Annotated in this window: 19 protein-coding genes; 9 read left to right on the top strand and 10 right to left on the bottom strand. The window is 64.9% G+C overall.

Features of this window, described 5'->3' with window-relative positions; all coding sequences use genetic code 11:
* Positions 1 to 8: 8 nt before the first annotated feature.
* Positions 9 to 776, bottom strand: a complete 768-nt coding sequence (locus H7F36_RS07465) for a M48 family metalloprotease (RefSeq protein WP_187054078.1) — start codon at positions 774 to 776, stop codon at positions 9 to 11.
* Positions 777 to 937: 161 nt separating this feature from the next.
* Positions 938 to 2,050, bottom strand: a complete 1,113-nt coding sequence (locus tag H7F36_RS07460) for a fumarylacetoacetate hydrolase family protein (protein WP_261802523.1) — start codon at positions 2,048 to 2,050, stop codon at positions 938 to 940.
* Between the two features lie 71 nt (positions 2,051 to 2,121).
* On the opposite strand from H7F36_RS07460, the gene H7F36_RS07455 reads away from it, so the two are divergent.
* The 3 genes from H7F36_RS07455 to H7F36_RS07445 all read left to right on the top strand — a co-directional run bounded on the left by H7F36_RS07455 (position 2,122) and on the right by H7F36_RS07445 (position 4,762).
* Positions 2,122 to 3,381 (top strand): DUF3108 domain-containing protein, encoded by a 1,260-nt coding sequence (locus H7F36_RS07455; protein ID WP_261802522.1) that lies wholly within the window; start codon positions 2,122 to 2,124, stop codon positions 3,379 to 3,381.
* 143 nt (positions 3,382 to 3,524) lie between these two features.
* A complete protein-coding gene (locus H7F36_RS07450) occupies positions 3,525 to 3,803 on the top strand; it encodes a DUF3567 domain-containing protein (protein WP_187054845.1) in 279 nt (92 codons plus the stop codon).
* Between the two features lie 206 nt (positions 3,804 to 4,009).
* A complete protein-coding gene (locus H7F36_RS07445) occupies positions 4,010 to 4,762 on the top strand; it encodes a ChaN family lipoprotein (RefSeq protein WP_261802521.1) in 753 nt (250 codons plus the stop codon).
* 40 nt (positions 4,763 to 4,802) lie between these two features.
* On the opposite strand, the gene H7F36_RS07440 is transcribed toward H7F36_RS07445, so the two are convergent.
* The gene (locus tag H7F36_RS07440) at positions 4,803 to 6,137 is read right to left on the bottom strand and encodes an aminotransferase class III-fold pyridoxal phosphate-dependent enzyme (RefSeq protein WP_187054076.1); all 1,335 of its coding nucleotides are present in this window, start codon (positions 6,135 to 6,137) and stop codon (positions 4,803 to 4,805) included.
* Between the two features lie 89 nt (positions 6,138 to 6,226).
* Here H7F36_RS07440 and purU point away from each other — a divergent pair, with 89 nt between their 5' ends.
* From purU to H7F36_RS07420, 4 genes are read left to right on the top strand one after another with little or no spacing between them, the layout of a single operon-like run.
* Positions 6,227 to 7,078, top strand: coding sequence for a formyltetrahydrofolate deformylase (purU, locus tag H7F36_RS07435; RefSeq protein ID WP_187054075.1), 852 nt, complete (start codon positions 6,227 to 6,229; stop codon positions 7,076 to 7,078).
* Positions 7,079 to 7,110: 32 nt separating this feature from the next.
* Entirely contained in the window at positions 7,111 to 8,616 is a 1,506-nt protein-coding gene (locus tag H7F36_RS07430) for an FAD-linked oxidase C-terminal domain-containing protein (protein ID WP_187054074.1), read from the top strand.
* 10 nt (positions 8,617 to 8,626) lie between these two features.
* Positions 8,627 to 9,004 carry a CidA/LrgA family protein gene (locus tag H7F36_RS07425; protein ID WP_187054073.1) on the top strand — a complete coding sequence of 126 codons (378 nt, stop codon included), beginning with the start codon at positions 8,627 to 8,629 and terminating at the stop codon, positions 9,002 to 9,004.
* A gap of 1 nt (position 9,005) precedes the next feature.
* Positions 9,006 to 9,731, top strand: a complete 726-nt coding sequence (locus H7F36_RS07420; RefSeq protein ID WP_187054072.1) for an LrgB family protein — start codon at positions 9,006 to 9,008, stop codon at positions 9,729 to 9,731.
* A 21-nt stretch (positions 9,732 to 9,752) separates the two neighbouring features.
* On the opposite strand, the gene H7F36_RS07415 is transcribed toward H7F36_RS07420, so the two are convergent.
* From H7F36_RS07415 to H7F36_RS07405, 3 genes are all read right to left on the bottom strand, one after another.
* Positions 9,753 to 10,127, bottom strand: a complete 375-nt coding sequence (locus H7F36_RS07415; protein ID WP_187054071.1) for a YXWGXW repeat-containing protein — start codon at positions 10,125 to 10,127, stop codon at positions 9,753 to 9,755.
* Between the two features lie 108 nt (positions 10,128 to 10,235).
* Positions 10,236 to 11,561, bottom strand: a complete 1,326-nt coding sequence (locus H7F36_RS07410) for an SGNH/GDSL hydrolase family protein (RefSeq protein WP_187054070.1) — start codon at positions 11,559 to 11,561, stop codon at positions 10,236 to 10,238.
* A 76-nt stretch (positions 11,562 to 11,637) separates the two neighbouring features.
* Complete coding sequence (locus tag H7F36_RS07405; protein ID WP_187054069.1) at positions 11,638 to 14,934, bottom strand: carboxyl transferase domain-containing protein; 3,297 nt, start codon at positions 14,932 to 14,934, stop codon at positions 11,638 to 11,640.
* 128 nt (positions 14,935 to 15,062) lie between these two features.
* Between H7F36_RS07405 and H7F36_RS07400 the strand changes: the two genes are divergently transcribed.
* Positions 15,063 to 15,716: a TetR/AcrR family transcriptional regulator gene (locus H7F36_RS07400; RefSeq protein WP_187054068.1), complete on the top strand. Its 654-nt coding sequence runs from the start codon at positions 15,063 to 15,065 to the stop codon at positions 15,714 to 15,716.
* Between the two features lie 100 nt (positions 15,717 to 15,816).
* Entirely contained in the window at positions 15,817 to 19,044 is a 3,228-nt protein-coding gene (locus tag H7F36_RS07395; RefSeq protein WP_187054067.1) for a bifunctional cytochrome P450/NADPH--P450 reductase, read from the top strand.
* A gap of 23 nt (positions 19,045 to 19,067) precedes the next feature.
* On the opposite strand, the gene H7F36_RS07390 is transcribed toward H7F36_RS07395, so the two are convergent.
* From H7F36_RS07390 to H7F36_RS07375, 4 genes are all read right to left on the bottom strand, one after another.
* Positions 19,068 to 19,862: an esterase/lipase family protein gene (locus H7F36_RS07390; RefSeq protein ID WP_187054066.1), complete on the bottom strand. Its 795-nt coding sequence runs from the start codon at positions 19,860 to 19,862 to the stop codon at positions 19,068 to 19,070.
* 75 nt (positions 19,863 to 19,937) lie between these two features.
* Positions 19,938 to 20,570 (bottom strand): TetR/AcrR family transcriptional regulator, encoded by a 633-nt coding sequence (locus H7F36_RS07385; RefSeq protein ID WP_187054065.1) that lies wholly within the window; start codon positions 20,568 to 20,570, stop codon positions 19,938 to 19,940.
* A gap of 34 nt (positions 20,571 to 20,604) precedes the next feature.
* Complete coding sequence (locus H7F36_RS07380; protein WP_261802520.1) at positions 20,605 to 20,952, bottom strand: phasin family protein; 348 nt, start codon at positions 20,950 to 20,952, stop codon at positions 20,605 to 20,607.
* Positions 20,953 to 21,127: 175 nt separating this feature from the next.
* Positions 21,128 to 21,625, bottom strand: coding sequence for a hypothetical protein (locus H7F36_RS07375; RefSeq protein ID WP_187054063.1), 498 nt, complete (start codon positions 21,623 to 21,625; stop codon positions 21,128 to 21,130).
* Positions 21,626 to 21,647: the final 22 nt, after the last annotated feature.

Raw genomic sequence — 21,647 nt, 5'->3', positions numbered from 1 at the left:
TCTCGAACTTACTTGCCGCTGTCCAGCCGCTTTTGCATGGCCGCTGCGCGATCGGCCGATGGCGGATGCGAACTCATCATCGAGCTGCCGGTGCTGGCCGTGCCGCTCAACTTCGCGAGCTTCTGAAAGCTCGTAACCAGCCCCTTGCGCTCGAGCTTGCTGGACGTCAGCAAATCGAAAGAGTAGTTGTCGGCAGCGCTTTCCTGCGACTGCGAAAACTGCGCGTTGATGAACTTTTCGCCCAGATCACCGGCCTGCGATTGCGACAGAGCCGCTGCCACACCTCCGGCCGATGCCGCCAGGCCACGGACTGCAGAAGCGGCATAGGCCGTCTGCATGCGCGCCTTCGAATGACCCAGCGCCACGTGACCGATTTCATGGCCGATCACACCGCGCAACTCGTCGTCGTTCATCAGGTCCATCAGGCCGCTGTAGACGCGGATGCACCCGTTGGCCATGGCCCAGGCATTGACGCTCGGGGTTGTGTAGACCTTGTAGTTGGCGGTCTTGCCGTTGACGCTGGTGGGCATGCCGCGCACCACCTGTGCGAGGCGAACCGCGTACTTGCTGGAGGGCGCGGCGATCTGGCTCTTCTGGTCCATGGCGGCGCACGACTGGTCCGACATCGAAGCGATATCGCCATCGCTCAACGACATGGCCTTGTAAGCCGTACTGCCGGCATCGGTCAGCTTGGCTGTGTCCATCGTCTTCATGGTCTCGCAGCCGACAACAAGGGTGGTGGCCGCGACGATGGCGGCCAAGGTAAACGTACGCATTGGAAAAACTCCCTGATCTTTTTTGATTTGCGTGAAGCCGCATGACGGCTGCCATCGCACGAAAGCTGCTCAGGGTCGAATGCCCCGTGCGCAGCTGGCGGGGATGATAAGGGCGGAAATCGAGTTGCCACCTTCGGCAACAGGTCGCACTCACCAGTTGTTCACGAGTCCTTGTTTTCTTCGGCGTCCAAACCCGCAGCCGCCTCCTCCGCGTCCGTCAACGACTTCGCCCCGCGCCTGGTTCTGGTCACATTGGCCAAAGCCACCTCCCCCGCCATCACGATCTCCTGATCGATCGCACCGAACAGCGACTTGCCGTCCAGCCCCTTCATCTCGATCTTGATGGTGTCGCCAAACTTCATGAACTCGGTCGCGGGCGCGCCGTCTTGAATGGTCTCGATGCAGCGCTTTTCGGCGATGCACGAATAGCCCTTCGGCCAGTCCATGCGGCCGTCTTTTTCGACGCCCTTGTTGCTTACCGTGCCGCTGCCGACGATGCTGCCCGCGCGCACGTTGCGTGTCTTCGCGATATGCGCGATCAGTTGGCCGAAGTGGAAGGTCATCTCCGGTCCGGCATCGCACAGGCCGACCTTGCGGCCGTTCCAGGTGCTCTCCAGCCGCAGGTGCACGCGGCCGTCTTGCCAGGCAGTGCCGATCTCGTCGAGCGTGACGGCCACAGGGCTGAATGCGGTGGCCGGCTTGCTCTGGAAAAAGCCGAAGCCCTTGGCGAGTTCGGCAGGAATCAGGTTGCGCAGGCTGACATCGTTGGCCAGCATCACGAGGCGAATGCCGTCGAGCGCCTGCTCGGGACTCGCGCCCATCTTCACGTCGCCGGTGACGACCGCGATTTCGGCTTCGAAGTCGATGCCCATCGATTCGCTGGGCACCGGCACCTCGTCCATCGCACCGAGGAAATCATCGCTGCCGCCCTGGTACATCAACGGGTCGGCGTAGAAGCTTTCTGGCACTTCGGCGTTGCGGGCCTGGCGCACCAGTTCAACGTGGTTGAGGTACGCCGAACCGTCGGCCCATTGATAGGCCCGTGGCAACGGCGCCATGCACTGCGCCGCATCGAACGGAAACGCATGGCGTGCGCGGCCTTGGTTGAGCGCGTCGTACAGGTCCTGCAGCTGCGGGCTCATGAAGCCCCAGTCGTCGAGCACCTGCTGCAGCCGGCTGGCGATGCCGGTGGCGTAGTGGGCGAGCGTAAGGTCACGGGACACGACGACCAACTGCCCGTCGCGGGAGCCGTCCTTCAGGGTGGCGAGTTTCATGATGGTGGCGGCTTGCTAATCTGGGAAACTGGAGAAACTGTCTCGGCGGCGGCAGTTTACCGAGTGAGCTCATGACACAAGGTGAACCTGCTGCCTTGCGCTTCACTCCATTCGTCATGTCGTCATCGTTGACCGCTCCTCCCTTGCCCGACCTGCCGCGGCCGCCCTGGCGCGCGCTGGTGACGGTGACGCTGGCGGTCGCCCTGGTCCACCTCGCGCTGCTCGGACTGACGCCGATGGCCGTCGGTCCACAGCCGGCACCGCTGGCCGGCAAGTTCAGCACGCGGACCATCGTGATCGCGCCGCCGCCGAGTGCGGAGCCTGCTGCTGGTTCTGCTGCCACGCCCGCACAAGCAGGCACGCCCGCAGCAGCGTCCGCGCCAAAACCGGTACACCCACGCGCCGCGCGGACGATCACGCCGCCCAAGCCACGCGCGCCTGTCGAAACGCCGCGGCCACCACCACCGCCGAATGAGGCCGTGCCGCAGCCTGCCGTCGAACCCGTGATCGAGCCAGCGGCCAAGGCGCCGGCCGTCGAACCGACGCCCGCCGACACCACGGCTGCAACAGCGCCCGAAGCCGCCGCCAGTGCGCCGGGCGGCTCCGGCGGCGCAGCCTCCGCAGGCAACGCCGGCAGCGGCACGAGCCCGCAAGGCGCCATGACCGGCCCGACGGCCTTGCGCGTGCCCGGTTCCGTGCAACTCGCCTTCGCCGTGACCGGCCAGCAAGGCACGTCGCCGATGCAGGGGGTTTTCGGGCGGCTCGACTGGCTGCAGGACGGCAACGCCTACGACGCGCGCCTGGCGCTCACTTTTTTGTTCCGCACGCTGCGCACCCAGCACAGCAGCGGCGTGATCGGACCGACCGGTATCGAGCCGCAGCGCTTTTCAGACAATCGCAAAACCGAGATCGCCTCGCATTTCGTGCGCGACCAAGGCAAGGTGGTCTTCAGCAACAACGCGCCCAGTGTGCCTTTGCTGGCCGGCGCGCAGGACCGACTGAGCGTGGTGCTGCAGCTCGGTGCGATGCTGGCCGGCGATCCGGCGCGCTATCCGGCCGGCAGCGCCATTTCGGTCCAGACGGTCAGCTCGCGCGATGCCGAGATCTGGACCTTCAATGTCGAGGGCGAAGAGAAGTTGAGCCTGCCGGCCGGCGATTTCACGGTGCGCAAATTGACGCGCAGCGCGCGTCGCGAATTCGACGACCGGATCGAGCTGTGGCTGGCGCCAGACCTCGGCTACCTGCCCGTCCGCATCAAGCAAACCCAGCCCAACGGCGACTTCGCCGACATGCAACTGCGCGAACAACTTGCGATGAAGCCGCCAGGTTGAGCGCGGGTTGCAAACCAATCGGTGCAAGTCTGCGCGCCGGAAAATCGCTCGAAAATCCTGTTTTTGCGATCCATTCTTGAAACTGGCGCGTTGATTGCTATCTAACCTCCATGAACGCTCTCGACATCCTTTCCAGTTCCGCCATGCACATGCTGTACGACTCCGACGCGTACGCGGTCGTGCACGTGCAGCCCACAGAGGGCGACAAGCCGCTGGCGCCGCACCTGCCGGTGCTGGCGCGCCACGGTTTCGAGATCGTCGACAAGCGCTCGGGCAAAGAGGTCTACCTCGACGGCTCGTGGGCCGAACTGTTCCAGCAACAGATCACTGCCTGGCAGATCAACACGCCAACGCAGGAAGAAGTCGAAGACACGCTCGAGGGCTATGCGGAGCTGGCGCAGAAACCGGTACTCGTTCATTGAGAGCATTCGTCGAGTCGGCGCCTGAGCCAAGATGGATTGAACCGCGCGCTCCTTTCCTCGCTCCTCGCTAGTATTCGCAGATGCATTCGCTCAATTCTTCGGCTCGTTTGTCCGCAATGCGGTTTCGATGGCTGGCCTCGTTGCGGACTTCATCTCGTCTTTTGGTTGTCTCGTTCGGCGCCGCCTTGTGGCTTGCCGGCTGCTCGATGCTCCCCGGCGCTCCCAGCACCGTCGCTGCCGACGTCCCCGTCGCACGGCGCATCGACGCTTTGATGCCTGCCGACGTCATCCTGCTGGGGGAGCAGCACGACGCGGCCGACCATCACCGCATCGAACGCGAGGCGGTGGAAGCGCTGGTGACGCAGGGCAAGCTGGCCGCGCTCGCCATCGAGATGGCGGAAGAAGGTAGCGGCACGGCCAAGCTCCCGGCCGGCGCGACCGAAGCCCAGGTTCAGGACGCCTTGAAATGGAACGACAAGGCCTGGGGCTGGGACGACTACGGCCCGGCCATCATGGTGGCAGTGCGCGCCGGCGTGCCGGTGGTCGGCGCCAACCTGCCGCTGGCTCGTATCAAGGACGCGATGGCCGACGTGTCGCTCGACGCGCAGCTCTCGGACAGCGGCCGCGAAACGCAGCAAGCTGCCGTCCGCGCCGGCCACTGCGACCTGTTGCCCGAATCGCAAATCGGCCCGATGACCCGCGTGCAGATCGCACGCGACCGCGCCATGGCGCAGGCTATCGTCAAAGCGCGCCAGCCGGGCAAGACGGTGCTGCTGATCAGCGGCGCAGGGCACGCGACCAAGACGATCGGCGTGGCGCAGCATCTGCCGACCGATCTGTCGATCAGATCGATCCAGTTGCAGGCCGGCGGCGCAGGAAAGGCCAAGGGCTACGACGCGATCTGGATGACCCCGGCGCTGCCCGACAAGGACTACTGCGCCTCCTTGCGCAAGGGCTGACGGAAGCCGGTGCCGGCGCATTGGCCGCGCCGGCGTCCGCTCAGGCGAACTTCTTGATCGAATCCGCCAGCGTGTTGACCAGCGTGTCGATGTGCGATTTCTCGACGATGTAAGGCGGCGCGATCACCAGCACATCGCCCGCGGCCCGGACCAGCGATCCCTTGTGGAAGCAATCGAGAAAGACGTCGTAGGCGCGCTTTCCCGGCAGGCCGGCGATGGGCGCCAGCTCGACGGCGGCGGCCAGGCCCAGGCTGCGAATGCCGATGACGTTCGGCAGGCCTCTGAAGGCGCTGTGGAACGCGTCGCCCAGCACCGGGCCCATTTCGGCGGCGCGCGAGAAGAGCTGCTCTTTCTGGAACAGCTCGAGCGTGGCGATGGCTGCCGCGCAAGACACCGGGTGCCCGGAGTACGTGTAGCCATGGAAAAACTCGACCACGTGCTCCGGCGCGTCGGTCTTCATCAGTGCGTCGTAGAGCTTGTCGCGGCAGATCACGCCGCCCAGGGGAATGACGCCGTTGGTCACGCACTTGGCGAAGTTGAGCATGTCGGGCACCACGCCGTAGTAGTCCGCCGCGAAGTTGGTGCCCATGCGGCCGAAACCGGTGATGACCTCGTCGAAGATCAGCAGGATGCCGTGCTTGTCGCAAATGGCACGCAGCTTTTGCAGGTAGCCCTTGGGTGGCAGGTACCAGCCCGCCGAACCCGCCACCGGCTCCACGATGATCGCGGCCACGTTGCTCGGATCGTGCAACGGCAGGATGCGCGACTCGAGCTCGACCAGCGGATCTTCGTTCCAAACCGGTTCCTCGTTATGGATGTAGGCGTGATTCACCGGATCATGGATAAAGCGCATGTGGTCGACGCGTGGCAAAAACGCCGAGCCGAACACCTTGCGATTGCCCGGAATGCCGCCCACCGACATGCCGCCGAAACCAACGCCGTGGTAGCCCTTCTCGCGGCCGATGAATACGTTGCGATGGCCTTCGCCGCGCGCGCGGTGGTAGGCCAGCGCAACCTTCATCGAGGTGTCTGCCGCTTCGCTGCCCGAATTGCAGAACAGCACGCGATTCAGGTCGCCAGGCGCCATCGCGGCGATCATTTCTGCGGCCTTGAACGCCTTGTCGTTGCTCACCTGAAAAGCCGTGGCGTAGTCGAGCGTGTCGAGTTGCTTCTTGATGGCTTCGTTGATCGGTTTGCGGTTGTGCCCCGCGCCGACGCACCAAAGCGACGAGATGCCGTCGATGACCTTCTTGCCGTCGTGCGTGGTGAATTCCATGCCGTCGGCCGCGACGAAAACGCGCGGGTCTTTCTTGAAGTGACGGTTGGGCGTGAAGGGCAACCACTGGTTGTCCATGTTGAAGTCGCTGTAGGCCATGAAACGCTCCCGATGTTGACGCGTGGTGAATAAGGCCGCCGGGCAGACCCGCGGCGCAGGGAAATCATTTTGCGACAATCACGCCCCTGATGACCATGCCCGCCTACATCCTCACCCTCTCCTGTCCCGACCGCACCGGCATCGTGCATGCCGTTTCAGGCTTTTTGCTCGAGCGCGGCGGCAACATCGAGGAGGCGGCGCAATTCAACGACCCGACCACCGGCCTCTTTTTCATGCGGGTTCGATTCGCCTGCAGCGATCACCCGGAAGCCGCGCTGCGCGAGCAACTCATGACCTTTGCCGGAGGGTTCGGCATGCACTGGCAATTGCACGCCGCCGCCGAACCGATGAAGACGGTCATTTTGGTCAGCAAGGACGGCCACTGTCTTAACGATTTGCTGTTTCGCTGGAAGAGCGGCCTGCTCGCCATCGACGTCCGCGCCATCGTCTCGAACCACCGCGATTTCTATCAACTGGCCGCCAGCTACAACGTGCCCTTTCATCACATCCCGATGACGGCGACGACCAAGGCGCAGGCCGAGGCCAGGCAGATGGAAATCATCGAGGCCGAGGGCTCCGAACTGGTCGTGCTGGCGCGCTACATGCAGATTTTGAGCAACGATCTGTGCAAAAAGCTGTCGGGCCGCGCCATCAACATCCACCATTCGTTCTTGCCGAGCTTCAAGGGCGCCAAGCCCTACTACCAGGCGCACGACCGCGGCGTGAAGCTCATCGGTGCGACCGCCCACTACGTGACCGCCGACCTCGATGAAGGCCCCATCATCGAGCAGGACGTGACCCGCGCCGACCACACCGACACGGTCGAAGCGCTGACGGCACGCGGCCGGGATACCGAAAGCCAGGTGCTGGCGCGCGCCGTCAAATGGCACAGCGAACATCGCGTGCTGCTCAACGGACACCGGACAGTAGTCTTCAAGTAGCAGAGCTCGGCATCGTGACGTAGAGTGGCTGAATGAACGCTCCCGTCACGCCCACGCAGCACGATCTGCTTCAGAAATCCGAGCGCCAATCGCAGGTGGTGCGCGCGCTGCAGGCGCACCTGCCGTCGCACGCGCTGATCTGGCACGACGAAGACACCACCCCGTATGAATGCGACGGCCTCACGGCGTACCGGGCGCGGCCGCTGGTGGTCGCATTGCCGGAAACCGAGGCGCAGGTGGCGGCGTTGCTCAAGACCTGCCATGCGCTCGGCGTGCCGGTGGTCGCACGCGGCGCCGGTACCGGCCTTTCGGGTGGCGCCATGCCCGACACCATGGGCGTCACCCTGTCGCTCGCCAAGTTCAACCGCATCGTGAAAATCGATCCGGTGAGCCGCACCGCCGTCGTGCAATGCGGCGTTCGAAACCTGGCCATCAGCGAGGCGGCGGCGCCATTCAACCTCTACTACGCACCGGATCCGTCGAGCCAGATCGCCTGCACCATCGGCGGCAACGTGGCCGAAAACTCGGGCGGCGTGCACTGCCTGAAGTACGGGCTGACACTGCACAACGTAATGCGCGTGCGCGGCTTCACGTGCGAGGGCGAGGCCATCGAGTTCGGCGGCGAGGCGCTCGACAGCCCGGGGCTCGACCTGCTCGCACTGGTCATCGGCAGCGAAGGCATGCTGGCCGTCACCACTGAAGTCACCGTCAAGCTGGTGCCCAAGCCGCAACTGGCGCGCTGCATCATGGCGAGCTTCGCTGAGTTGCGCAAAGCCGGAGACGCGGTGGCCTCCGTCATTGCAGCCGGCATCATCCCGGCCGGGCTGGAGATGATGGACAAGCCCATGACCGCCGCGGTCGAAGGCTTCGTTCACGCCGGCTACGACCTCGACGCCGCCGCCATCCTGCTGTGCGAATCCGACGGTACGCCCGAAGAAGTCGAAGAAGAAATCGGCCGCATGACGGCGGTGCTGCGCCGCTGCGGTGCCACCGCCATTTCAGTCAGCGCCAACGAAGACGAACGCCTCAAGTTCTGGAGCGGCCGCAAGAACGCTTTTCCGGCATCGGGCCGCATCAGCCCCGACTACATGTGCCTGGATTCGACGATTCCACGCAAGCGGCTGGCCGACATCCTGCTGGCGATTCAGCAGATGGAAATCAAATACAACCTGCGCTGCTGCAACGTGTTCCATGCGGGTGACGGCAACCTGCACCCGCTGGTGCTGTTCGATGCCAACGACCCGGACGAGCTGCACCGCTGCGAACTGTTCGGTGCCGACATCCTGGAGACCAGCGTCGCGATGGGCGGCACCGTGTCTGGCGAGCACGGCGTGGGCGTCGAAAAGCTCAACAGCATGTGCGTGCAGTTCACCGCGGCTGAGAACGAGATGATGTTCGGTGTCAAGCGTGCGTTCGATCCGGCCGGCTTACTGAACCCCGGCAAGGTGATCCCGACGCTGCAGCGCTGCGCCGAGTACGGCAAACAGGTGTTCCGCGCTGGCAAGACACTGCCTTTCGCCGACCTTCCGCGCTTCTGAGAGCGGCCGGATGCAAGGCTTGCGCGGGCTGGCGTGGTTGCTGGTGTTCCAGTCGATCGGCGAGGCGGCGTCGCGCGGCTTGTCGTTGCCGCTGCCGGGGCCGGTGCTTGGCCTCATCCTGCTGTTGATCGCGTTGCGGTTTCCGCTGGTGCGCGAATCGGTCGGCGAGTGCGCCAACTTCTTGCTGTCGCATCTTTCGCTGCTGTTCGTGCCGGTGGGTGTCGGCGTGATGACGCACCTGTCGCTGTTGAGCCAGTACGGCGGCCGCATGCTGGTGGTCATCGCAGTGTCGACCTGGATCGGCCTCGCGGTGACGGCGCTGGTCTTGTACTGGCCCGACCGGCGTCAGACTGTCGACGACGACGCGCTCAAAGTCACGGAGAGCTGACATGCCGCGCTTCGTCGAACTCTGGATCTATCTCTCCGCCACGCCGCTGTTCGGGCTCACTGCCACGCTCGTGGTCTATCTGCTGGCACAAGCCGCGTACAGCCGACTGGACAACGCGCCGTGGGCCAACCCGGTGCTGTGGTCGGTGGTGGTCATCGCCTGCGGGTTGCTTGCGACCGGCATCGACTACCCGACCTACTTCGCAGGTGCGCAGTTCATTCACTTCCTGCTCGGACCTGCCGTCGTCGCGCTCGCTTGGCCGTTGTGGTTGCGTCGCGCCGAATTGCGCGAGCGCTATGGGCGACTGTTGCTGGCAGCCTTGCTCGGTGGCGCCGCGGCCAGCGGGTCCGCGCTGCTGATGGGCTGGGCGGTGGGGCTGCCGCACGACGTGGTGCTATCGCTTGCACCCAAGTCGGTCACTGCGCCGGTCGCGATGGGCATCGCGGAAAAGATCGGCGGCATCCCGGCGTTGTCGGCGGTGTTCGCGGTGCTGACCGGGATGATCGGCGCGCTTTCGGGCAAGTACCTCTTCGATGCGTTGCGTATCGCGACCACGTCACGCGGCTGGGCCGCGCGAGGCTTCGCACTCGGCACTGCGGCGCATGGCATCGGTGCCGCGCGGGCACTGCATGTCAACGCAGATGCGGGTGCCTATGCGGGCTTGGCGCTAGGCCTGCAAGTGGTGCTCGCGGCGCTGCTGATGCCATTGGTGTTCAGGCTGCTCTGAGCGATAGAGCGCCCGCCGCGATCAGTTGCGATTCGGGTTGTTCGGACGGTTGTCGAAGCGGTTCGGCACGCCATCGCCATCACGATCCCAGCCGCCGCGGTTGTAGTTCCATCGGCCACCGTCCTGACGCCAATGCGGCGCGCGATATGCATAGCCGGGCCGAGCACGTACATACCCGCCGCGCACCCATACATAGTGTCGTCCACGTGCTTCGTAGTGGCCGGGCGCCCACACGTAGCCTCGGCGCGGCGGCGGTACACGCTCTGCACGTGGGGGCGGCGGCGCGGTTTGAATCGTGATGGAAGGCTGCGCCTGTGCGGCCAGCGGCACAGTCAGCGAGCCGATCGACACCAGTGCAGCGGCGCCCATGGCGAAAGTGATTGCAAGTTTTTTCATGGCTGACTCCTCATGAGTGATAAGAACCTTCATGCTGCTGGCGCGGTGTGAAGCACGTGTAAGCACCGCGCGAAATCTTGTGTGTATCTGTTTCAGCAACTCTTGCGGTCAGGGCTGCAGTTCGCGCACGTCGACTGCCTCGGCCATCGCCGCATAACCCGCATCGCTGGGGTGCAAGTGGTCGCCGCTGTCGTACTTCGGATTCATTGCCACCGCGTCCTTGCGATCACGCAGCGCGACGTCGAAATCGACCACGCCAGCGATGTTTTGGCGACCTCGAATCCATCGATTCAACGCCTGTCGGGTCGCTTCGTTTTCAATCGACCAATAGCCCGAACCCTTGAACGGTGTGACGGTGCCCAGCAGCACCTTGACGCCCTGCGTGCGCGCGGCGTCCATCAGCCGTTGCAGGCCCGCAGTGAGCTGGTCGACGCTCACCGGCGCGGCACTCGGCAAACTGCTCAGGCCGATGTCGTTGGTGCCTATCAGGATGATCGTGTGCGTCACGCCGCTCTGCGACAGCACGTCGCGATCGAAGCGGTCGAGCGCCTTCTGCCCGATACCGTCGGTGAGCAGGCGGTTGCCGCCGATGCCGACGTTGATGACGCTCGCGACGCTGGTGGTTCTTGTCGTAGCGCCGGCCTCGATGACGCCTCCCGGCTGCGCACGCAGCCGTTGGCCGAGGCGCGTTGGGTAGCTGCCGTCGGTGCCGCTGACAGCGCCCACGCCGTAGGTGATCGAGTCACCGAACGCGACGACCACAGGCGGTGTCGATGCCGACGCTCCGGTCGGCTCCCGCGCCACATCGATGCCGGTCACGAAGTGACCCCAGGGTGACACGACGGCGCCCTGCAGTTTCGCGGTGCCGGTCGCGTCGCCGGGCACCAGCCAGCTCAGCGGCGCGGGGCCCGTGTACGCCGTTGCGGCACGCGTCTCTGCATCGATGTATGCACTGACCGCAAGCGGCTGTCGCGGCGTGACGGTGAGGCGCACTGCATCGCTCCATACCTGGTCACCGGGTGCGACGGTGGCGTCGCGCTGCCCCATGAAACGGAGCGGCCGAATGGACCCGGGCGACAGCGCGTCGCCGCCCGTGCCGCGGGCCACACTCGCAGCCGCGATGTGCAGCGGCGCGGTGCCGAACGCATTCGAAAAGCGCACGCGCACCGACGTGCCGCCGGCTGCAGGGTCGACACGCACACGGACCGTTTGATCGTGCAGCGTCAGTGCGGGCGGCGTCGCGATGCCGGGCACTGGAGACGGCTCGTTGTAGTCGCGGGCGGCGACTGCCCAACTGGCCGTCCAGCGAGGCGCATTGTCTGCAGCATGCGCAGCCGCGAACGGCAAGACAGCCGTTGTGGCGAGGAGGGACGCGACGACGGCCGCCTGCCATGGCCGTCGTCGCGACGGCAAAAGGAACGAAATCGAACTCATGCGGGCAAAGTGGCTCAGTGTAGAGAGCCATCATGACCGCATGACGGGTCGGGAGATCGGCCGCCATACGCAGGTGTTACCAGGTGTCGACGTAAGGCGTGGCCTCGCGCACCCCTCGCGATCCCGATTCGAGCCCGCGCACCAACCAGCTGCGCGTGTCGGCCGGGTCGATCACCGCATCGATCTCCAGCGTCTGCGCCATGTTGATGGCTTCACCATTCGCGTACTGTTGCGCCACCAGTTGCTTGAACAGCGCATCGCGCTCCGCGCCTTCGGCTACCGCGCCGAGTTCCTTTCTGAAGCCGAGCCGCACGGCGCCTTCGAGCCCCATCGCGCCGAACTCGCCGGTCGGCCAGGCCACGGTGAACACCGGCGCATCGAAACCGCCGGCCGTCATCGCCTGCGCACCGAGCCCATAGCCCTTGCGCAGCACGACCGCGAAGTACGGCACGCGCAGGTGCGCCGCCACCATGAACATGCGGCACACATGGCGCACTTGCGCTTGCGCTTCGATCTCGGGTCCGACCATGAAGCCAGGGGTGTCGCAGAGCGCGACGATCGGCAATCCGTGCGCGTTGCACAGTTGCATGAAGCGCGCCGATTTGTCGGCAGCCTCCACATCGATGGCGCCACCGAGATGCTGCGGGTTGTTCGCCATCAGCCCGATGGGCCGACCTTCGATGCGCGCCAGCCCCGTGACGATGCCGGCGCCGAAGCCCGCGCGCAATTCGAGCAACGAACCGGTGTCGGCCACGCCGCGCATCGCCGCGCGCACGTCGTACACGCGCAGGCGGTTCTCGGGCACGACGTGGCGCAAGGTGCGCGGGTCGGCGCAGTGCCAGTCTTGGGTCGTGCCCTGAAAGTACGCGAGGTATTGCTTTGCCGCCGCGACGGCTGCGGCCTCGTCGTCGACCAGGATGTCGATCACGCCGTTCTTCGACTGCACGCCACTCGGCCCGATCTGCTCCGGCGAGAAGGTGCCGAGCCCACCGCCTTCGATCATGGCCGGCCCGCTCATGCCGATGTTGCTGGCCTTCGTTGCGATGATGACGTCGGCACAACCGAGCAAGGCAGCGTTGCCGGCAAAGCAGCGCCCATGCACGATGCCGACGACAGGCACCTTGCCCGACAGGCCCGCGAACTGGCTGAAGGTGTGATTGTTGAGGCCGGCCACGATGGGCATGTCGGTGTCGCCCGGCCGGCCGCCGCCGCCTTCGGCGAACAGCACCACCGGCAGCTTGAGCTGGTGCGCGATCGACAGCATTCGATCGGTCTTCTGGTGGTTGCGCATGCCCTGCGTGCCCGCCAACACCGTGTAGTCGTAGGCCAGCACGGCGCAGCGCGACTTCTCCGCGCCGAACTGCTTTGCGTTGACGCTGCCGATGCCGGTGATCATGCCGTCGGCCGGTGTGTTGGCGACCAGGTCTTCGAGCGTGCGGCGGCGTGTTTGCGCTGCGATGGCGAGGGCACCGTATTCGATGAAATTGCCCGGGTTCTCGACGGTCTCGCAGAGGTCCGCGATGTTGGCGCGAGCAGTGCGACCGCCCTGCGCTCGCCGCTTTGCGACTGCCGGGCCGCGATTGGCATCGAGCGTAGGCGCGTGACGGTCGATCACCTTTTGCAGATCGGGGCGGAGGGTGTCGAGGTCTTGCGCGGTGCCTGCAACGGCCTGCACTGCCTCGGCGTCCATCGCTTGGAGCTGCACCAGCGACTGGCCTTCGACAAGATAGTCGCCCGGCGCCGCACGCAGTGCAACGACACGGCCCGCGAAGGGCGCGTGCAGCAGATGCTCCATCTTCATCGCTTCGAGCACGCCGATCTGCGCACCCAGAGGCACCACGTCGCCCACGACCACGTCGAACTGCACGAGCTTGGCGGGCATCGGTGCGCGGACCATCGATGCATCTCGTTTTTCGTGCTGTGCCGCAGTGGCCATGCCCTCTATTGGCGGCTCGACTGGAGCAACTGCGTGATCGATGTGCGACGCGTCGGCCAGCAGTTTCACCAGATTTTCTTCGACGAAACGCGTGTGCACTGCTTGCGTCGCGAACTCTGGCCGTGCGGCCAGAGCGCGCAACAGCGAAAGATTCGTGGCAAGCCCATCGACACGGCATTCGTCCAGCGCGCCGTGCGAACGTCGCAACAGGTCTGCGAATTTTGGCGATGACGAATGCACGATCAGCTTGGCGAGCAGCGTGTCGTAGTGCGGCGATGGCGCGAGGCCGACATAGCCGTGCGTATCCACGCGTACGCCCGGTCCTGACGGAAGATCGAAGCGCGTCAGCGTGCCGCCCGACGGCCGTGCATTGCCCTGCGCGTCCAGCGTCTCGGCATTGATGCGCCACTGCACTGCAAAGCCACGCTGCGGCACGGTCCGATCGGGCGCAATGCCGAAGTCGTGCAACGATGCGCCGCTCGCGATATCCAGTTGCAGCTGAACCAGATCGAGCCCGGTCACCGCCTCGGTCACCGTGTGCTCGACCTGCAGCCGTGGATTGGCCTCGATGAAAACGAAGGGCAAGGTCGTCGATTCGGTGTCGACCAGGAATTCGAAAGTGCCGAGGCTGCGATAGCCCACTGCCTTCGCTATCCGAAGTGCCGCCTGCGTGATCTGCTCGCGCAGTGCTTCGGGCAAAGATGGACTCGGCGCGATTTCGATCAGCTTCTGGAAGCGCCGCTGCAAGGTGCACTCGCGCTCTCCCAGGCTCGCGACCGATGTACCGTCGCCGAGCACCTGCACCTCGATGTGGCGCGCGTTGCGCATCAGGCGCTCGACGTACACACCCTCGACGCCGAAAGCCGCTCTGGCTTCCGACGTACAGCGAGCGTAGGCCTCGGGCAGATCGTCCGCGTTCAACACCGTGCGCATGCCGCGGCCACCGCCGCCGCCGATGGCTTTGAGCATGATCGCGGCACCCAGCGCCTGCTGCTCCGCGAAGAAGCTCCGCGCCTCCGCCAAAGTGACGGCGCCCGCGCTGCCCGGCATCACCGGCACATCGCACCGCATGGCCAGCGCCCGCGCGCGCGCCTTGTCGCCGAACAACGCGAGCTGCTCAGGCGTCGGGCCAATGAAGGTCAGGCCGGCTTCCGCGCAGGCCTCTGCGAAGTCCGCCCGCTCGCTCAGGAAGCCGTAGCCCGGATGCACCGCGTCGCAGCCATGCGCACGCGCGACGGCGACGAAACAGGCGATGTCGAGATACGCGGCCGGCCCCGTCGCATCGAGCGCCACCGCCGTGTCGGCCAACCTCGCGTGCAAAGCCGCCGCATCGTCCTGCGCATGGACCGCGACACTGGCGATGCCCGCATCGCGCATGGCGCGCACCAGCCGAACCGCGATCTCGCCGCGGTTGGCAATCAATACCTTCTTGAACACTTCGATCCTTGTCTTTGGGCAGGCACCGTCGTTCGCGTGTCTTCTGCAGTCCCCATGGCGTCTTTGTCAGGGTTATCGATAGAGGCGAGTGCTTGCCTTGCCCGCACGGTGCTTCAACAATCCTACTGATGGGTATAACTTCGGGAACAGCGTCGGCAACACAGAGCAAACCCTTTGCCGCCACAGGCCGACAGCGCGCCGCCACGCAACGCACCGACCAGCAACGCGAGCGCATCCTTCAGGTCGCGGCGCAGCTCTTCGCAGACCAGGGCTACGCCAACACGACAATGGCGCAGATCGTGCGCGCGCTCGGCGTCACCAAGCCCTTCGTCTACTACTACTTTCGCGACAAGCAGGAGATCTTCGAGACGCTGTCCTGGCGCCCGGCCGTCGATTGCCTGACGGCGATGGACTTCCCCGCGGACGATCGCCGACGTGCCGTGGTCAAGGTGATGGAAGGCATCGAGCGGTTGATCCGCCTGACCATCGCGCATCACCCCTGCGCGTTCTTCGCCTACCGCGAGCCACAGGTCTATCGGCCTGAATACCGGGCCGCAGCGCTCAAGCTGGCGCACCATTTCTACGATCGCATGTGTCCGCTGCTCGAAGAGGCGCGCAATGACGGCGACCTCGATTTCGGCGATGCCAAGATCACCGCGCTGGCCGCTTGCAGCCTGCCCGGCTTTTGCTACACCTGGTACCGGCCCGACGGGCGCCTGTCGACCGACGAAATGGTGCGCACGCTGTGCACCTACGCGTGGCGCGTGATCGGCCTGCGCTAAGGGAATACCCCGCCACGTCGCCCCTCGTCGTGGTCCCAATACTGCGGGAGTCATTTCGACCCGAAAAGCAAGTCTCTGCAAGACTCCAACAAGGCTCCCCATGGCAGGCAACAACGCGCTCTATCCGATTCCCCATCCGGCCAAGAAGCCCTTCGTCGGCAATCTGTTGTCGATCGATTCCGCGTCCCCCGTGATGGACATGTGGCGCATCGCCCAGGAGCTGGGCGGCATCTACTGGCTCGACATGCCGGGCATGCCGGTGATCGTGGTGTCGTCACCTGCACTGGTCGACGAACTGTGCGAAGAAGCGCGCTTCGACAAGAGCACCAAGGGCGCGTTGCGGCGCCTCCGTGCCGCATCGCACGGGCTCTTCACCTCCGACACGCACGAGGCGACCTGGAGCAAACCGCACAACATCCTGCTGGCCAACTTCAGCCAGCGCGCGATGCAGGCCTACCACCCGATGATGCTGGACATCGCCGAGCAACTCGTCACCAAGTGGGAGCGTCTCAACTTCGACGACGAGGTCGACGTCACGCGCGACATGACCGCGCTGACGCTCGACACCATCGGCCTGTGCGGCTTCGGCTATCGCTTCAACTCGTTCTATCGGGAGGGCTTTCATCCCTTCGTCGATGCGATGGTGCGCACGCTCGAAACGGTGCAAGACCGGCGCGGCCTGCCGCTCGAAGAATTCATGATGAAGAAGCAGCTTGCGCAGCAGCGCAAGGACATCCGCTACATGCACACGATGGTCGAGGACATCATCAAGGAGCGGCGCGAGAGCGGGGCCGACATCGCCAGCAAGCCCGATCTGCTGAGCTACATGATCGCCGGCGTCGACAAGAAGAGCGGCGAGAAGCTCGACGACAAGATGATCCGCGACGAGTGCATCGAGTTCTTGATCGCGGGCCACGAGACGACCAGCGGATTGCTGTCTTTCGCGACTTACTTTCTCATCAAGAATCCCGACGTGCTGGCGCGGGCGCAGGCCGAAGTCGACAGCGTGTTCGGCACCGATCTCACGGTGCGGCCGACCTATGCGCAGGTGAATCGGCTGCAGTACGTGCTGCAGATATTGAAGGAGTCGCTGCGGCTGTACCCGACCGCGCCGGCCATCTCGATGCGCGCCAAAGAGAACACCACCATCGGTGGCAAGTACACGATCCACAAGAAGAACATGGTCATCATGCATGCGCTCGCACTGCATCGCGACAAAGGCATCTGGGGCGAGAACGCCGACCAGTTCAATCCCGAGCACTTCACCCGCGAAGCCGAGCGCACGCGCCCAGCCAATGCGTTCAAGCCCTTCGGCAACGGGCAGCGCGCCTGCATCGGTCGCCAGTTCGCCTTGCAGGAAGCAGTGCTCACGCTCGGCGTGGTGATCCAGCGCTTCAGGCTGATCGATCACACCGACTACCAGTTGAAGGTCAAGGAGGCGCTGACGATCAAGCCTGAAGGCTTCAAGATCAAAGTCGAGCCGCGCGACCCGATGGCGTTGCGCAGCCGGCCCGGTGTGGCCCTGGCGGATGCTGCTGCATCGAAAGTCGCGGGTGCGTTGGCAGTGCCGATGACAACGCGCGGCGCAAGGCACGGTACATCGTTGCTGGTGCTGCATGGCTCCAATCTCGGCTCTGCAGAAGACCTCGCGAGGCAGCTCGCGCAGGCCGGAGAAATGCGCGGCTTCTCCACCACCATCGCATCGCTCGACGACTATGCAGAGCGCTTGCCGGCCAACGGTGCGGTGGCGATCGTCAGCGCGTCGTACAACGGCACCGCGCCAGACAACGCCGTCGAGTTCTGGCGCTGGCTCGATTCAGCCGACGACTCGTTGAACGGCGTGAGTTACAGCGTTTTCGGCTGCGGCAACACCGACTGGGCATCGACGTACCAGGCGGTGCCGCGGCGCATCGACGAGAAGCTGGCGCAGCTCGGCGCCGAGCGCATCCATGCGCGTGGCGAAGGCGATGCGCGCGAAGACATGGACGGCGCCTTCCAGGATTGGGCCGACGCGTTGTGGCCGGTACTCAATAGCCGCTTCCACATCGAGGCCGACGCGAACGCAGCGAAGGCCGAAGCGCTCTACACGCTCGAAGAGTTGCCGCCGCCGCAGACCAGCGGGCTGGTCGAATCCCTCGGTGCGGTGGCGCTGCGCGTCATCGTCAACGATGAGTTGCAGACCACGACCGGCGCCACGCCGTCCGACCGCTCGACCCGGCACATCGAACTCGCACTGCCGGAAGGCGTCGGCTATCGCGCCGGCGACCATTTGAGCGTGGTGCCGCGCAACAGCCCGGCCCAGGTCGAGCGGGCGATGAAGCGCTTCGGCCTGTCGCGCGACGCGCACGTTCGGCTCAAAGCCGCCACCGGGCGCAAGGCGTTCTTGCCAGTCGATGAAGTGATCGCGGTCGAGCGGCTGCTCGGCGACTATGTCGAACTGCAGGACGTCGCCACGCGCAAGCAGATCGGCACCATGGCAGAGCACACCCGTTGCCCGGTCACGCAGAACGCGTTGGGCGCGAGCACAGGTGGAGACGAAGCGGCAGCGGCTCACTACAAGAGCGAAGTGCTGATGCCGCGCAAATCGGTGCTCGATCTTCTGGAGGAATTTCCGGCGTGCGAGTTGCCGTTGGCGGTGTATCTCGAAATGCTGTCGCCGCTGTCGCCGCGCTACTACTCCATCTCGTCGTCGCCCAAAGTCGACGCGTCGCGCTGCAGCGTGACGGTCGGTGTGGTGAGTGCGCCGGCGCGATCGGGGCGCGGCACCTTCGAGGGTGTGTGCTCCAACTTTCTCGCGCGCGCCGAACCCGGCGACACGGTGCATGGCTTCGTCCGTGCGACCACCGCGGACGGCTTCGGCCTGCCTGACGACGCGAGCAAGCCGGTCATCATGATCGGCCCCGGTACCGGGCTGGCGCCGTTTCGCGGCTTCTTGCAGGAGCGTGCTGCGCAGAAGGCCAAGGGCACGGTGATCGGTGATGCGATGCTGTTCTTCGGCTGCCGGCATCCCGAGCAGGACTTCATCTACGCGGATGAATTAAAGGCGTGGGCAGAGGATGGCCTGGTCGACTTGTACACCGCGTTCTCGCGGGCCGGAGGGCGCAAGGCCTATGTGCAGGACCTGATTCGCGAGCAAGCCGGCTCAGTCTGGAAACTGATCGTGGCTGGCGCCACGGTGTACGTATGTGGCGACGGCTCGCGCATGGAGCCCGATGTGCGCCGTACCTTGAGCGACATCGCACGCGAGCATGGAGAGGACAGTGCGACGTGGATGGCAGGGATGCTCGTCAAGCAGCGCTACGTGCTGGATGTCTGGGCAAGTAACTAATTAGCCCAGGCAAACGGAACGCGTTAAGTTCTATCGGGATTGGGGTAGACCAGGGGCCCGAGCAGCGTGCGGTTGAATGGCTTCCACTGTCCTTCAGGCTGCGACAGGCGATCTGCCAGCGCGTACATCACCGCAGGGTGCGCACCGAGGCCGATGTGGCTGGCGATCACCTCGATGTTTTCCGACTGCGGGCCGGTCTTCTCAAGACTGCATTGCCATGCCACCACGCCATCGGTGCGGCTGAAAATCGAAGTGGTCGGTACCGGAGGCGTCGGGCTGACGTACTTCATGCGCTTGGGGTCGTGCGAGCTTTGGCCGCTCACGCCTTCGTACACGCGCCATGCATTGGTCGAACGCGGGCTGCCAGAAAACGGACTGCCCAGTGTGATGACATTGCGCACGAGTTCAGGATGTGCCGATGCCAGCAAGCGGGCATACACGCCGCCGAGGCTCCAGCCGACGACGCTCACCTTCTGGCCGTCCTTGTCGTGCAGTTCTCGCAGCAACTTGACCATGCCGGCCTCGACACCTGCGCGCGGACCCATGTTGCGTCCGAGACCCCATCCATGCGCGTCGTAGCCACGGCTTTCAAGGTAGCGGCGCAGGATCCCGGTCGAGGTGTCACTGGCGACCAGGCCCGGGAACACCAGCACCGGATGGCCATCGCCGCGCGGCGTGAGTTGCAGCAGAGGCCACATGGCGATGCCGGCACCCGTCTCCCAAAGCGCTCGGACTTCCGCCAGCAGCAGCAGGCGCGACGGCGGCTTGATCGCTTCCTGGCGGCTTGGGTCGATTGCAGCTTGGGCGGCAACGGTCATGTGATTTCTCCTTGTCTGAATTGTTGTCGAAACTGATCTTGGCGGGTGTCTCGGGCCGTGGGACATCAGGCCCATTTATCCGAGGTATTTGCCGCGCAGGTAATCAAGGTAAGCCCTGGATTCGCTTGAAACGTAAGGCGAAACCAGCGTCAGCGTGTAGAAAGCCGCAAGCCCGGGGTCGGCCTTCGCCAAGGCATCGCGCCCCGGCACCAGCCGCTCGAACGACAGCCAGCAAGTCGTGGTGAAAACCATCTGCAGCGCGAGGATTCGGGCCTGCTCGGCGCTGGTCTCGATCACGCCTGACACCACCAACCCCTCGCACAGCGCCTGCGCTGCGACCAGGTTGTGCGCGGTGAGGTCTTGCGCCCGCTGGCCGAGCAACGGGTACTCGCTCGACAGGAAAGCCATGTCGCGATAGATGAAGCGGTACTCGTTGATGGCCTCGAAACGCAAGTGCAGCGCGAGCCAGAGATCGTCGATGGCGGCGATCGAGGTCGACGACGTGTTCAACGCTTCGAGCCGTTGCTCGAAACGCCGGAACAGCCATTCGACGATGAGCGCCTTGGCCTTGAAGTGATAGTGCAGGTTGCCTGGACTGATGCCGAGTTCGGCCGCGATTTTGTGGGTCGACACGGCAGCCAGACCGTCTGCGTTGAACAGCGCGAGGCTGGTCAGCAGAATGCGGTCGCGTGTGTTGGGACTTGCCACAGGTGATGAGACAGCCGCCGCGCTGCTGACGAGTTCAGCGCCTGCGCCGGGATGGCGCGGCGGGCGTCTTTGCCGCGGTGCGAACCGAACGATCAGCCCCTCCGATTCGATCGAGTTGCTCGCGAAGTTCGCGCACCTCGTCTCGCAGCGCCTGGACTTCTTGCGGTGTCGGCATGCCGAGCCGCTGCAACGCCGTTGCCACGCGTTGGTCGAAAACGTCTTCGAACTTACGGATGCCGAAGCTGTCGAGGCTAGGGAAGCCGCGGCCCGGTACGGCATCGCTTTTGGGCTGGATGCCCAGCAGACCTTCGATGACGTTGGTCTGGCGCTTGACGACATCGTCGCGAACGTTGCCCAGCGCCTTCAGTCCCGCACGCAGCAAGACTTCCGCCTTGCCGGGTTTCGCCTTGGGTGCAGGTGCAGCTATGGATGCAGCGGCTATTGCGGCGGGTCCAGCAGGTTTGCCGGCAGCGGCCCGCTTTCTGACAACGGGTGCCTTGGGCGCAGCAGCCTTTTTGGCAGGCGCCAGTTTTGGAGTCGGCGCCCTGGTCACCACCTCAAGCTGCCTTGCGAACAGCGCGGCGAACCGGCTTTGCAGCGGCGCGGACCTTGGCCTTGACGGTGCGAACGGCCTTCGGCAGATCGACACCGCTCACGCGCACTTCGATCTGCTTGGCGCCCTCGACGATCTTGTCGGCGATTTGGGCGGAGACGTTGGCGATCGGCAGGTTGATGGCGTTCAGCGTCTTGAACATCGACGTGGCGACCGGCGATTCGATCTGCGCAGCGCGGCCGGCGACCGATTCGATGCCGTTGGTGCTGGCAGCAGCGACACGGTCCATCAGCGCGACGACGCGGCTGGTGTCGATGTCGAGCCGGTTGGCCAGGAAGCCAGTGACCTTTTGGGCTGCAGCAAAGCGCGCAGACAAGCGCGAAGCCGCGCCGCCGAGCAGACGATGCGCGCCCGTGCGGTAGGCGCTCACGAGCGTCTTGCCGGCTTCGTTGTACTGCCCGACGACATGGACGGCAACGGAAGAGAAGGTTTGCGTAGACATGAAAATTTCCTTGAAGTTGATC

The organism is Variovorax sp. PAMC28562, assembly GCF_014303735.1.
GTDB lineage: Bacteria > Pseudomonadota > Gammaproteobacteria > Burkholderiales > Burkholderiaceae_C > Variovorax.
This window is presented reverse-complemented; position numbering and strand designations above follow the sequence as displayed.